Origin of the sequence: Paenibacillus sp. 32O-W (assembly GCF_007679495.1) — a bacterium.
Lineage (GTDB): Bacteria > Bacillota > Bacilli > Paenibacillales > NBRC-103111 > Paenibacillus_L > Paenibacillus_L residui.
This window is the reverse complement of sequence record NZ_VEGP01000002.1, coordinates 104,172-117,665: the sequence shown is the minus strand read 5'-3', so window position 1 is coordinate 117,665 and position 13,494 is coordinate 104,172. Positions and strand designations below refer to the sequence as shown.

The window sequence follows — 13,494 nt, the reverse complement described above, 5'->3', positions numbered from 1 at the left end:
GACGAATTCGGGCCAAGCCGAGGTTATATGACCTCGGCTTTTTTTGGTTCATAACAGAATATATAACTCCACTTTGTGGGGGACTGGTAAAAGCGATTAAACGTGTTAAGAAAATTGGCATAAAAAAGCTCATTATGGTGAAACTACCATTACTTATTGATATCAACAAGTGTGGCAATTGGAGGTGTCAGGATGGCAGAGGAAAAACATAATAAAAGCGCCCCGCGCGATGAATCCAGACGACAGTTCCTGAAATATTCCGGAGCGGCTCTTGGCGGAGTAGTTGCCGGCGGAGTGATTGGCGGAGTGATCGGATCGACAATGACCGCTCCTAAGGAAACGGCACCACAGCAGCCGGGCCAGACGGAGCAGCCGCCGGTCAAGGATTATAATCAGGCGCTGATGTTCCTTAATACGGAGCAATTTCAGTTAACCCAGGCAGCAACGGAACGTATTTTTCCGAAGGACGAGCTGGGGCCCGGCGCTATTGAATTGGGGGTCGCGTATTATATCGACCACCAACTGGCCGGTCCGTGGGGTATGAACGCCAGAGATTATATGATAGGTCCATTCTTCAAGGCAGAGGCGACCCAAGGATACCAATCCGGGTTTAAACGCCACGAAATATTCACTTTGGGGCTGCAGGCGCTGAAAGATTATTGCCAAACGAAGTACAGCAAGGCTTTCGCGGATCTGGACGAGGCCCAGCAGGACGAGGTTCTGACCGTATTTGAAAAAGGAGAAGAAGTCCAGCTTCACGGAATGTCGAGCAAAATTTTCTTTAATTTGCTGCGCTCCTTGACTCTGGAAGGAGCTTATGCCGATCCGCTATACGGCGGCAACAAAAATATGGACGGCTGGAGGATGCGCAATTATCCCGGCAATCAGATGAGCTATGCCGATGTCATCGACAAGGAAGAATTTATCAAGATGGAGCCGGCGAGCCTCCATGATCACATGAGTCACTAACTAGATAAGGGGACATGCAAGTGGCTACTACATTACCAAAGGTACCGATTGTAATCGTTGGATTAGGTTGGATGGGAGGCATCATTGCCTCGGAGTTGACCAAAGCGGGACATAAGGTAGTTGCTTTGGAGCGGGGTAAACCGCGGAAGACGGAAGATTATTTCATGGTGCATGACGAACTGCGCTACGCTCAACGGTATGAGCTGATGCAGGATCTGTCCAGGGAGACGGTTACTTTCCGCAATACGGAAAAAGTGCGGGCCCTGCCGATGAGATCCTACGGCTCCTTCTTGATGGGAGATGGAATCGGGGGCGCAGGGGTTCACTGGAACGGGCAAAACTACCGTTTTCTCCCCTATGACTTTGAGATTTATTCCAAGACGGTGGAGCGCTACGGAAAGAATAAAATTCCGGACGGCATGATTATCCAGGATTGGGGAATTACCTACGACGAGTTGGAGCCTTACTTTGACAAATATGAGAAAATGGCCGGAATCAGCGGTGAACCCGAGCAAAACCCAATGGTCGGCCAGCGCTCCAGCCCGTTCCCGACTCCGCCGATGAAGAAAACCCCGGGAATGAAGCTGTTCGAGGATGCCGCGAGAAAGCTGGGATACAATCCCTATGTCATTCCGTCAGGCAATTTATCCGAAACCTATACGAATCCGGACGGCATTACTCGTGCTGCCTGCCAATACTGCGCTTTCTGTGAACGGTTCGGCTGTGAATATGGCGCGAAGGCGGATCCTATCGTAACCGTGCTTCCCGTAGCCCAGAACACCGGCAACCTGGAAATCCGCACATTTTCCAATGTGACCCGGATCATTCACGACGGCAAGAGGGCAAGCGGTGTCGTTTACATCAATACGTTAACCGGAGAAGAGTTCGAGCAGCCGGCGGATTTGGTCATACTGGCCAGTTATGTATTCTCCAACGTTCGTCTGCTTCTTCTCTCCAAGCTGGGCAAACCGTATGATCCGGCTTCCGGAACCGGTGTTATCGGCCGAAACTACGCGTACCAGATTACGGGCGGGAATGCTTACGGCTTCTATGATGACAGGGAGTTTAATCTTTATATGGGGGCAGGGGCGCTAGGAAGCTGCTTCGACGATTTCAACGGAGACAATTTCGACCATTCGGACCTGAATTTCATTCACGGGGCGAATATTCGCTTCACCCAAACCGGAAATCGGCCGATCGCCAGCAATCCGACGCCGAGCGGCACTCCGAAGTGGGGCAAGGAATTTAAGCAGATGTCGATCAAATACGCCAACCGCATGCTTGTAGTCAGTATTCAAGGGGCCAATATGCCATGGAGGCATCATTATATGGATTTGGACCCGACCTACAAGGATATATACGGACTGCCGCTGCTTCGATTAACCTATGATTTTGAGAATCAGGATCGGGAATTGGTCAATTTTATTTCAACCAAAACCGAAGCGGTCATGAAGGAAATGAATCCGACCAAGCTGGAAACGTCCAAAGCGATCAGCAACTATGATATCGTCCCATATCAGTCCACGCACAATACGGGAGGCGTAGTGATGGGGGCGGACCCGAGCACTTCTGCAGTCAATTCCTATTTGCAGATGTGGGATGCGGAAAATGTATTTGTTGTAGGAGCATCGGCCTTTCCCCATAACAGCGGATACAATCCGACGGGCACAATTGGGGCGCTGGCATACCGGGCTTCGGAAGGCATTCTCAAATACTTGCAGCAGGGCGGATCTCTCGTATAGGGCTCTGTTCTGTTGAAGGACAGGGGTAGAATGGATATAAAAGAAAATCTGGTCGTTCATCTGACCGAGCTACGCAAGAGATTGATCGTGGTCGCGACGGTCTTGTTGGGCGCCATGTGCGCGGGGTTGTATTTATCTCCCGCCATATTGCGCTATGTTCAAGCCAGGCCGGGCGCCAGCGGCATCGAGTGGAACGTATTCTCGTTGACGGACGGGCTGTTCGTCTACATGAAGTGCGCGTTTCTGTTTGCGATCCTGTTCACTCTTCCGGTGCTGCTGTATCAAATATGGGCATTTGTCAGGCCGGGTCTGACTGATGCGGAGGCCAGAGGAACACTTGCATTCGTTCCGGCCTCCTTCCTGCTCTTCCTTACGGGCACCGTTTTCGGCTACTATGTCGTTTTTCCGATGATGGTCGGGTTTATGAAAACGATGAACGCCTCGATCGGGGCAATGGAGACTTACGGGATCGATCGTTACTTTTCCTTCCTGTTCAACGTCGTCTTTCCGATGGGGGTCTCCTTTGAGATGCCCGTTGTCGTGCTGTTTCTTACACGGCTTGGGCTGTTGACTCCGGAGAGGCTCAAGGGAACCCGCAAATATGCTTATGTCGGGCTTGCAATCGTAGGGGCGCTGATCTCGCCGCCGGACTTCATCTCGCATCTGTCCGTGACGATTCCGTTAATTGCCTTGTTCGAAATCAGCGCCGCCTTGGCAGGCCATTACTACAGAAGACTAGCAACACTGTCAACCAATACCCAGTGAAGGGGAGGTTAATCAAATGTTCAATAATGTAGGGATTCCCGGCTTGATTATTATTCTGGCCATTGCCCTGATTGTCTTCGGGCCGGCCAAGCTTCCGCAGCTCGGAAGAGCTTTCGGCGATACGCTGCGTGAGTTCCGCAATTCGACTAGAGGAATGGTCGACGATACCGAGGATAACGTGGTCCGCCAGGAGAAGGACGAACTTAAATTGCTTAAGTGATAAGGAATAAAAGCCGCAGATCCCTGTGATCGGCGGCTTTTTTACCTATAAAATGGCTTGATCTCCCTTGGAATGAAAAAAAAAGATGTGTTTTTGCAGGCTTTACCGCGGACACGGGATCAAACAGCCCAAAGCGTGCAGAATTGCAGGCTTTACCGCGGATACGAAGCAAAACGTCACTTTTCTTGGGGTTTTGGGTCTTGGTCATGCACTGTCAGTTGTCCAGTGCATCAGCGGGTATGCACACATATGATATTGGAGTAAAAAAGCTCTGTATACCAGTACAGTAAAGGCCGCGTGTACAGGAACGCGAGCAGTGAATCTCTGATACCGGATGCCGTCTCCGATATCGGTTAAGGAGGTGCCGTCTGTTGCATCTGTTAATTATCGCCCCGGAACAAATCCCGGTTCCTCCGGTATTGGGGGGATCGGTGGAAATTTCGATTCACCATATTGCGAAAGAGCTGTCCGCCAGCCATCAGGTAACGATCATCAGCCGCGAACATACCGGCTATCCCGCCTTAACTAAAGACGGAAATCTAACGATCATCAGGGTTCCGGGAGGAAGTCCGGGCAATTATTTAAACCATGTCCTCAGAAGATTGGCCGGCCATACCTTTGACTGGGTGCAGGTAGATAACCGCCCTCTCTTTCTCCCTCGGGTAAAGCGGCAATTTCCTAATACGCCCGTGTCCATTTTCCTGCATTCGCTGACATTTGTTTCCGCCCCCCGAATTTCACGTGAGCTGGCGTTCCGCTGTTTGTCCAAAGCCGATTTGATAGTTGCCAACAGCTTGTCTTTACAGAATAGGCTGAAAGAACGGTTCCCCCGCCTTCACAACAAAATTAAGAAAGTTTGGCTGGGAACGGACTTGAATCGGTTTCGGCCGCCGACACCGGCAGAAAAAATGGATCTGAAAAACCGATACGGGCTAGCGGCATCATTCACCGTGGCCTTCGCAGGGAGACTGATTCCGCGCAAAGGACTTCCCCTGCTGATCCGCGCTATCCGCATGGCGCGAAATGAAGTTCCCGAAATCAAACTGGTAGTGGCAGGGAAGAGCCAGGTGCATGGTTACGGGATGAAATTAAAGAAGCTCGCCCGGCATTACCGGGTCCCGGTCGTGTTCTTGGGGCAGCTGTCGCATCGGCAAATGCACAAGCTGTATTGGATGGCCGATTGCTTCGTCTGTCCGTCGCAAAAGCATGAAGCCTTCGGCCTGGTAAACGTAGAGGCGATGGCTACCGGGCTTCCCTGCATAGCCTCTAATATCGGGGGAATCGGGGAAATTATCCGGGACAAACATAACGGACTGTTGGTCGATCATTATCAGGACTACAGAGCGTTTGCCGCACGGATTGCTTATCTTGCCCGTCACCGGGAATGGGGGAAGCAATTGGGCAAGCAAGCGAGGGAGGATGCAGTCAAGAGGTTTGGTTGGAAAACATCAGCAGGTCATTTAATCAATCTGTATGATCTTTATTACAGGTCCAATGTTAAGTCAAAGGTGGAGGAAGCGCGGTGAAACTGACAGCGAACAAATGGCTTAAGACAACCATCCTGCTGCAGAACGAACAGATTCGCCCGGTCATTCCCGAAACCCGGCGGATGAACAGGGACAGCCTGCAGGAAATGTTGAATAAATACGGTATGGTTTATATTAAACCTAATTTCGGAACCTTCGGTATCGGGGTCATCCGAGTCGAGAAGGAAGAGGCCGAGGGCAGACTCCGGTTTCATTTTCAAAGAGGGAAGCGCAGATGGACGTTCGGTTCTTATACGGATATGTATGCTAATCTGTTAAGACAAACCGGGAAGAAGCGCTATTTGGTTCAGAAGGGAATCAGGCTCTTAAGCCATGAGCAGCGTCCCTTCGATATTCGCGTAATGGTGCAGAGGAACCCGGTGAAGAATTGGGAGACCACCGGGATGATGGGAAGGGTGGCTCATCCTCAGAAGGTAGTAACGAATTATCATAATGGAGGGACACTTAAGACGGTTGACGTCCTTCTGAGCCGATACATGGGCCCTGCCGAGAGGGAGAAGTATATGGCACGGCTTGCCAAGCTGGGGACGGATGCGGCCATACAACTGCATAAACATTTTCCCGGATTGAAGGAAATCGGGGTCGATATCGCCATCGGCAAAGATTTAGATCCGTGGATTTTGGAAGTCAATTTCCGGCCGGACCCTTATATTTTCAGAAAATTGGCCAACCGAAAAGCCTACTTAAAAATTTTAAGGTATGCCAGGGCCTATAAAAGAATCCGATAGCCTGCCAACTTCGATTTATGCGTCTGAAAAATTTGAAAAGCTGTCTCCATCTATTTCATTATGAAACTATAAGGGGTCTGGATGTGGTATGATAAGGACAAATTGACGTTGCTTTCAATATAAACGAAATGGGTGGAGAAGAAATGTCTAAGCTGGCCGTAGTCACCGATTTTGACGGGACCTTAATGCAGCAGGATGTCGGAGATTTGCTTATGAAAACAGCCGAGGTCGAGAAGGAACCGGCAGTGGTGGAGGCTTACCGCCAATTCGATGCCGGTCAGGTCGGTTCCATGGAGGTGGCGAGAACGAGCTACTCCTTTCTGGCAGACCGCAAATCATTGGTGGACGATGTGATCCGACAGATAAATCCGCGGGAGGGAGCTGCGGATTTTCTTGACTTTTGCCGTAAGCACGGTATCCCTGTCACGATACTGAGTGATGGAATGGAATATTATATCCGGGAAATCATCCGGAAGTTCGATTATCAGGTGGAGCAAATCATATCGAATCCGATTTATTATACGGAGGACGGAGGGTACAGGCTTGATTTCCAAAATGAAAATGAAGCTTGCAAATGGTGCGGCTGCTGCAAGGCGGACGTGGTGCGGAAATTAAAGCAGGAAGGCTACCATGTGCTATATATCGGAGACGGAACGAGTGATTATTATGGTTCGGGTTTTGCCGATTGGATCTTTGCCAGAGCAAGGCTGGCCGGTTACCTCGATGAAGCCGGAGAGGCCTACTTTCCGTTCGAAACCTTCCATGACGTGCTGAAAGTTATAGAGCCGGATCTGGATAAGTTCCTATCCGGGGAAGCCTCGGGCAAACGGATGGTCCCTAATACTTTTTGCCTGTTTGAAGAGTGAACTCGTTCAGCTTAGCTGAACATAGAGTAATCAGATGGAGACTCTACTCCACCTGATTTAGAGCCCAGCTATAGAGGTGTGGGGTCTTAACCCGATAATACAAACATCGGGATAAATTTATCGCTCTCTATTCCCATTCATTGATAATGGGTAGAATAGTTTTGAAGTTAAACAGGAGCAATAGTAGACTCTCGCGTTGGGCATGCCGGGCTGCCGCCCCGAGGCCCGCAACGCGCGCCGGGAGAGGCGTGCGTTGACCGGGAGTCTTACTTTTTGGCATTTTCGTGTGTCAGGAAAGATCTCTACTGGGGAAGATGATCCTTAAGGGCTTGAACCAAAGTGGAATGGGTAGGTTCATCCGTATTTTTCCAAATAATTTCAAATAACACGCCTAACCCGGGAAGGGCTTGATCCGTGCTGTCAATCGAACCTTCAATCACATCCGTCAGTTCTTCTGTCGATTTGCCCTGTACTCGCTGCACAATAGCCTGCCTTAAGTCGATATTCATCGTGAGAAAACCTCCGTTGTCGTAAGATTCGTCGCGAGCAACCACAAAAGTTGCCCTATCTAAAGGCCGAACCATTTACCATATATAAAAATGGGGGATGAACCAAGCCACGAAGCCTGCTTTAGGGGGAATTGTTATTAATATGTCTTTAGGCACCCCCTTTTATGTATGGATCCCTACGGTATGGTATAATTCTAGGAAGAAGCTAAAGGAGCGGTAGCGATGAAAAAACAATTTGCCATTATCGGAATGGGCCGCTTCGGTTCGAGTGTGGCCAAGTCTTTATCGAAATCCGGGTATGATGTGTTGGCTGTCGATTCCAACGGCCAGAAGGTACAGGAAATGAGTGCCTTCGTGACCCAAGCGGTTCAAGCGGATTCCACGGATGAAGAAGCACTGAAGGCGCTGGGAATTCATCATTTTGATGTCGTTGTCGTAGCTATCGGGCAGGATATTCAATCCAGCATTCTGACTACCCTGATTCTCAAAGATCTGGGCATCCAGAAGATTATTGTCAAGGCGCAGAACGATTTGCATGGCAATGTGCTGAAGAAAATCGGTGCGGACAAGGTCATTTTTCCGGAAAGGGATATGGGAAATCGGGTCGCTCATCACTTGATCTCTCCCAACATCTTGGATTACGTTGAATTATCCGATGATTACAGCATCGTGGAGATTAAAGCGTCTCCCCAGATGATCGGCAAGAGTTTGCTGCAGTTGGATATCCGGGCCAAATATCGCTGTAATGTGATGGCTATCAAAACCGGCACCCACATGAATATTGCACCTCATGCTGAAGATGCGATCAAGGAGGACGATGTTCTTGTCGTCGTAGGGAAGAACGAGGATTTAGTCGAATTCGAGAAAACGTTCACGAAGTAACGGAGGCTGTATGACCAACGAAATTACATCAGTTAATAACCTGCGGGTTAAGCAGTGGGCGCAGCTGCTTGGCAGGAAGGGAAGAGACGAGCAGAATAAATATTTGATCGAGGGCACGCATCTGGTACAGGAGGCTTTGCGTTCGAACGAGCCGGTCGAGACGGTGCTTTATTCCATGGAACGCGGCCTTCCGCCGGAGCTCAAGGACAACGATCGTGCGGCGCGGGAGGAATGGATAGCCGTTACGGAAGCGGTGCTTTCCAAAGTGACGGATACCCGAACGCCGCAAAGCGTCGCTGCTATTGTCAGGAAGAGGGAAGAATCGGCCGAAGGGCTGCTGTCGTTATCGGACGGATTGGTCGTTGTCGTGGATGGAATTCAGGACCCCGGCAATCTGGGGACCATCATTCGGGCGGCCGATGCTGCCGGCGCTTCCGGAGTCGTGCTCGGACAAGGCACCGTGGACTTGTATAACCCGAAGACCATTCGCGCCACTATGGGATCGCTGTTCCATCTGCCCGTTGTGCAGGCAGAGCTCGCCCCGCTGCTTCGCAAAGCGGGCGATAGAGGCATTCAACTGCTGAACACTTCGTTGAATGCAAGCAAGACCTGCTACGAAACCGACTTCAGACAGGCGACCTGGATCATTCTCGGCAACGAAGGGGCAGGGGTTTCGGAAGAGGTCGGCCGTCTGGCCAACCACAACGTAATCATTCCTATGCGGGGCCGTGCGGAATCGTTGAATGTCGCCATGGCCGGAACCATTCTTCTGTACGAGGCGCTTCGACAGCGGTCTTTTCAGCAAATATAATTCCTGTCCAACCGACTAAGATAAAATTAGTACCCAAACAATACAAAAGACTGGAGGGGGATCTGTTTTTACTCGATCCTTTCATCAGTCTTTTTTCATCCTCCGCGACGATCAAAGCAGGGATTTCTCATCCTTTAAGCATGAACCCAGGTGATCAACGGGTTAGGGGATGTGATGAGTGCTTTGCTCAAGTTTTTTCCCCAAGCTCTTGCTCGGATTTTAAAACACTGATCTCAGCGTTCCCCTGACATTTATCCTGCCCTTCTGGACACGAATTTTTATCTCGTTTCGTTTCTAAATGAGACCTGCTCGTCAAGCGTCTATTTTTACAATGTTCAGAATGCCTATTTTGGTGCCCACTTCTCCAATCTTATTTTAATCTAGCCTTTTATGGTTGGTCGGTCCTACTCCTAACATGATAAGAATGTAAACCATGGCCAATGGTATAACGCTCATATTTTTCAAAAAGAACAGGTAGGCATTATATGCGGATTGGGCTGAATGTTCAACCGAATTGATATCTAAAATGTCGAGGATTGGGGTTAAAGAAAGATTCACGATGACGATAATAGCTAAATTTCCTAGGCCATATAAGAACACAAGGAATATCACGATTTGAGCAAGAAAGAAGCAGGGCCAATTTTTCTTCAGATGCAAGGAACAAGAATCCCCAAGCCTCTGCCAAAACCTCTTCCGCCACAAACTTGTCAAATTTCCAGTAGTCATAAGGCAAAGCATGAGCAGAAACAATACGATTCTTGTCAATTCCACTAAAATTTCAAATACCATGGGTACTTGAAGCTGATTCCACATTTGATATGCACGGATACAAGACGGGATAAGTGCAAGGATGAGCAGGGAGAGATGGCGGTAAAAAAACAAGACGGAGGAAAAAAGTGTATGGAGACCATATTTTCCATAACGCATAAGATCAGAAAATCCCATAAGATCACCTCGTTTAACGATCAGATTATCTGTACAATGTTTAAAAGATAAATGATACTAACGGGAATAATGAACAGATTTTTTTATGCCCAAAACCGCAACTTTTTGAATGGAATCGATAGCTGGAACGTGTTCGAACATTTTTTTAGACATATTCATTGCAATAATTATGACCAAGTTGAGGAACCCGAAAATAAGGCAATAGGTGAGCACATATTGTGATATACTCAATATCCATACCATGCTTTCAATAAAAGCGAAGGTTTTATTCGTGTGTTTGATTATGCTTTGAAAACACCGCATAATAGCTATAGGAATGGAGAGAAGAAATACGATGGCAAAGGTGAAATAAAATGCGTATGACCAGATCAGTACTCGCAATCCTTCCATGGCAGGATATAAAATACTGTTGTAAAAGATGTCCTGGAACAACTTTGTCATTCCTTCCGATTATAAAGCACAATAAAAACAAGGTTTAATTTACCTCCATAATAGAGTATCTCTAATTTGGAGATAAATTCATTATAGGGAGGGGCTATCTGATTGTCAATGAAAAATAATCCTGCGAATGAGCATAATGCAGTCAATTTAGGACAACAATTTAGTCTTGCTTTAATTATGTTCCACCAGACCGTTGCTGAAAAAGTTGGTTTAAATTTAACGGACTACAAAGTGTTAGGGCTTATCCCCGTGGAAGGACTTACTGCCGGGGAGATCGCATTAAAAACGGGGTTATCGACTGGAATGGTTACAACAGTGGTCGATAGACTTGAAAATAAAGATTTTGTTTACAGGGAAAGAGATCCGAAAGACAGGAGAAAGGTTATTATTAAGGCCAATTTTGGAAAAGTGGGAGCTGAATTAGGGCCGATTTTTCAATCGTTTGGACAAGCTATGAGCGAAGTAATGTCTGCTTACAGTCCGGAAGAAAACAAATTGATCCAAGAGTATATTATGAAGAGTACAGAGGTATTTAAACAAGAGACCGAGAAGCTGAACCAAGGATAAAATTGCACTACAGATATGGAAACCCGAAGAAAAAGGGCTTGAGGGACAAGGGAGTTCGAGAGAAGGGCAGAGGGGAAAGTTTGAACTTAAATTCGGAAACGAAACAGCCATCCGACGGATCCATTTTATAACCGAGACAGTCCGGGTTTATGTGCCCGGACTGTTTTCTTTTTGCCCGAATAGGGCGTTTCCGTTTTGTTACAGCTTAGCCTCGCGTTCCGAAAGCTTTGCTTTGGAAGGGATGATTTTGTAAAGGATGAACAGCAAGCCCGACAGCACCGTTAAAGTGCCCGATGCGATAGCCAAGGCTGTGTCCGGGTCGGCCGTCAAGGCGCCGACGGCCGATGATCCCGCCACCACCCCGAGCGAGAAGAAGGCGTAGAACAAGCCGAAGGCCTTCCCCCGGTCCTCCTGGCGGACATGCTTGACCAAGAGCGCGCTGGTCGAAGGGAATATCAGTCCGTAGCCTATTCCGTACACAGCCATAATGAAATATAAACCTCCGAGGCTGGATACTATGGACAGGCTAAGCAAAGAAGCAATGACGATAACCAGTCCGATCATCAGCAGGCGGAAAGGGGGCAGCCGGTCGAACATCCGGTTGGATGGCAGCACGAACACGAGAATCGCCACCAATCCGAAGGTGCTGAGCAGCATTCCGGCAGATTGCGCCGGCAACTGCAATTCATCGGTTTTGAGCGGAAGAGCGAAGGTAAGCACGCCCATGGCGAACAGAAGGGCGAAAGCCCCGGCATAGGCGGTTACGGCATGACGGTTGCCAAGAAGCGGCTTCCACGCTTTAATGGTTTCCGACCAGTACTGGCGCTCCACTCTTGTCCGCTCCGTCTGTGCTGCCTGCTTCTTGGGCAGCATCGTCCAGGCAATAATCGAGAAGACGGCAAGCAGTGCAGACGTTACAATAAACACCGCATCTACTCCCCACTTCGCTTTAAGGATTCCTCCCAACGCCGGACCTATAATCGCGGCCAGTCCGACGGAAGCGCCAGACAAGGCCATAGCCCTTCCTTGACGGTTCATCGAAGCTCTCGAAGAAGCGAGAGTAAACGCGCATGGTGTCAGAAGCCCCCCTGTAAGACCATGTAAAAAACGAACGGCAATGAGATGCTCCGGAGTATTAACGGTTAGGTATAACAAGAGTACAGCCGCTGTTATGGCCATCCCTATAATAAGCACAACTCTGGCTCCGATACGGTCAATCCATTGTCCTGCAACGACATTGCCGGCTATATTCGATAGCGAGTACATTCCGATTGTAAGACCGATAGCGAGCGATCCGGCTCCCAGGCTTTTGGCATAGGGCCCGATAATCGGAAGCTGTACGAATGTATCCAGGAAGGATACGAGAATAATCAAGTAGATCAGTGCTCTCATCATTTCCTCCAAGTTAAAAAAGGGAGCTGCGGCTCCAATAGTAGGGTTTTCTTACCTATTATAGCAGGTTTGGCGGTTATTGCGGACACTATAAGGAAGTCATCTTGACAACGAGTCCTTCTTTTTTGGCTGCGTAAGGCATAGATTAGTTAGAGGGATATGCCTATATACAAGGGGGGAAGGGGATGCGAAGGCGCAGATGGAGAAGCCGGAATCCGCGTAAAGCAAGCTTGAGAAGAACATTCCTCATCACGATGATTCTAATCTTTCTGTTTACACTGCAAACCTTCGTTTATATTGAGAGGAATCTGAAGCCGCCGCTCTTCCACCTGGCTTCCGTCCGCATGAAGCAGATTGCAACACAATCCATCAACGCGGCCATTACCGACCGGATCTCCCAAGGTACCGATCTCAATAGATTGATTGAGTGGAGATACGATAATAACGGCAAGGTGAGCGGGTTTATGCTAAATTATGCCGAGCATATGAAAATACAGGCGGATGCCATTAATAAAGTTCAATCCGCTCTGACCAATCTGGGAAGCATCCCCGAGCATATTCCGTTGGGGATGGCCATGAACAGCGCGATTATCGCATCCTTCGGTCCGGATATTCCAATTCGGCTCGTTCCGCAAGGAAGTGTTCAGGTGGAGCTGAGCAGACGCTCTGAAAATGTAGGGATTAATATGGTGCTGGTGGAGGTTTACGTTCGGGTGATCGCCGATGTGGCCATCATTATTCCGTTCGATTCGGAGCATGAAATCGTTGAGACGGAAATTCCCATTTCCTATGTTCTGGTCGTTGGGGATACTCCGATGTATTATGTGGACAGCAAAGGAAATCCTCTGGGCGGATCACCTCCTCTTCCGCCGAGCGTTACGCTTCCTGTACCGCAGCCCAGCCCGGCAGGGACAGCGGAGGGCGGGACGGAGCCGGTCACTCCCGAATCGGCCAACAAGCTGTAACCGGGTGCTGGCCGCTTAAGCACTATGGGCGGTATTACAAGAAACGGCGGGGTTCTTTTTCGCAGTATCATTCTTCCTTGCCCGTTCACGCAAATAGTGCTGTTAATTTGCCGTTAGGGCTTTTTCCAAATATTTGCTCAGGGGT

14 protein-coding genes are annotated in these 13,494 nt (G+C 48.9%); 11 read left to right on the top strand and 3 right to left on the bottom strand.

Features of this window, described 5'->3' with window-relative positions; all coding sequences use genetic code 11:
* The first annotated feature begins 192 nt into the window (after nt 1-192).
* The 7 genes from FS806_RS01485 to FS806_RS01455 all read left to right on the top strand — a co-directional run bounded on the left by FS806_RS01485 (nt 193) and on the right by FS806_RS01455 (nt 6,837).
* On the top strand, nt 193-969 hold the full coding sequence (locus FS806_RS01485; RefSeq protein ID WP_144932456.1) for a gluconate 2-dehydrogenase subunit 3 family protein: 777 nt from the start codon (nt 193-195) through the stop codon (nt 967-969).
* Nucleotides 970-989: 20 nt separating this feature from the next.
* The gene (locus FS806_RS01480; RefSeq protein WP_144932455.1) at nt 990-2,711 is read left to right on the top strand and encodes a GMC family oxidoreductase; all 1,722 of its coding nucleotides are present in this window, start codon (nt 990-992) and stop codon (nt 2,709-2,711) included.
* 30 nt (nt 2,712-2,741) lie between these two features.
* The gene (gene tatC / locus FS806_RS01475) at nt 2,742-3,476 is read left to right on the top strand and encodes a twin-arginine translocase subunit TatC (protein WP_144932454.1); all 735 of its coding nucleotides are present in this window, start codon (nt 2,742-2,744) and stop codon (nt 3,474-3,476) included.
* A 16-nt stretch (nt 3,477-3,492) separates the two neighbouring features.
* A complete protein-coding gene (locus tag FS806_RS01470) occupies nt 3,493-3,696 on the top strand; it encodes a twin-arginine translocase TatA/TatE family subunit (RefSeq protein ID WP_144932453.1) in 204 nt (67 codons plus the stop codon).
* A 371-nt stretch (nt 3,697-4,067) separates the two neighbouring features.
* Nucleotides 4,068-5,222, top strand: a complete 1,155-nt coding sequence (locus FS806_RS01465) for a glycosyltransferase family 4 protein (protein WP_144932452.1) — start codon at nt 4,068-4,070, stop codon at nt 5,220-5,222.
* Entirely contained in the window at nt 5,219-5,971 is a 753-nt protein-coding gene (locus FS806_RS01460) for a YheC/YheD family protein (RefSeq protein ID WP_144932450.1), read from the top strand. The genes FS806_RS01465 and FS806_RS01460 overlap by 4 nt, the downstream gene beginning before the upstream one ends.
* Nucleotides 5,972-6,114: 143 nt before the next feature.
* The gene (locus tag FS806_RS01455; RefSeq protein WP_186328151.1) at nt 6,115-6,837 is read left to right on the top strand and encodes an MtnX-like HAD-IB family phosphatase; all 723 of its coding nucleotides are present in this window, start codon (nt 6,115-6,117) and stop codon (nt 6,835-6,837) included.
* Nucleotides 6,838-7,139: 302 nt separating this feature from the next.
* Here the strand turns inward: FS806_RS01455 and sspI are convergent, their stop codons facing one another.
* Entirely contained in the window at nt 7,140-7,346 is a 207-nt protein-coding gene (gene sspI, locus FS806_RS01450) for a small acid-soluble spore protein SspI (RefSeq protein WP_144932443.1), read from the bottom strand.
* 222 nt (nt 7,347-7,568) lie between these two features.
* Between sspI and FS806_RS01445 the strand changes: the two genes are divergently transcribed.
* Nucleotides 7,569-8,228 (top strand): potassium channel family protein, encoded by a 660-nt coding sequence (locus FS806_RS01445; RefSeq protein WP_144932440.1) that lies wholly within the window; start codon nt 7,569-7,571, stop codon nt 8,226-8,228.
* 10 nt (nt 8,229-8,238) lie between these two features.
* On the top strand, nt 8,239-9,039 hold the full coding sequence (locus tag FS806_RS01440; RefSeq protein WP_144932438.1) for a TrmH family RNA methyltransferase: 801 nt from the start codon (nt 8,239-8,241) through the stop codon (nt 9,037-9,039).
* A gap of 375 nt (nt 9,040-9,414) precedes the next feature.
* Here the strand turns inward: FS806_RS01440 and FS806_RS01435 are convergent, their stop codons facing one another.
* Nucleotides 9,415-9,984: a hypothetical protein gene (locus FS806_RS01435; protein ID WP_144932435.1), complete on the bottom strand. Its 570-nt coding sequence runs from the start codon at nt 9,982-9,984 to the stop codon at nt 9,415-9,417.
* 549 nt (nt 9,985-10,533) lie between these two features.
* Here FS806_RS01435 and FS806_RS01430 point away from each other — a divergent pair.
* Nucleotides 10,534-10,992, top strand: coding sequence for a MarR family winged helix-turn-helix transcriptional regulator (locus FS806_RS01430; protein WP_144932546.1), 459 nt, complete (start codon nt 10,534-10,536; stop codon nt 10,990-10,992).
* 198 nt (nt 10,993-11,190) lie between these two features.
* Here FS806_RS01430 and FS806_RS01425 read toward each other — a convergent pair whose 3' ends face one another.
* On the bottom strand, nt 11,191-12,387 hold the full coding sequence (locus FS806_RS01425) for an MFS transporter (protein WP_144932433.1): 1,197 nt from the start codon (nt 12,385-12,387) through the stop codon (nt 11,191-11,193).
* Nucleotides 12,388-12,569: 182 nt separating this feature from the next.
* On the opposite strand from FS806_RS01425, the gene yunB reads away from it, so the two are divergent.
* Complete coding sequence (yunB, locus tag FS806_RS01420) at nt 12,570-13,349, top strand: sporulation protein YunB (protein ID WP_144932431.1); 780 nt, start codon at nt 12,570-12,572, stop codon at nt 13,347-13,349.
* Nucleotides 13,350-13,494: the final 145 nt, after the last annotated feature.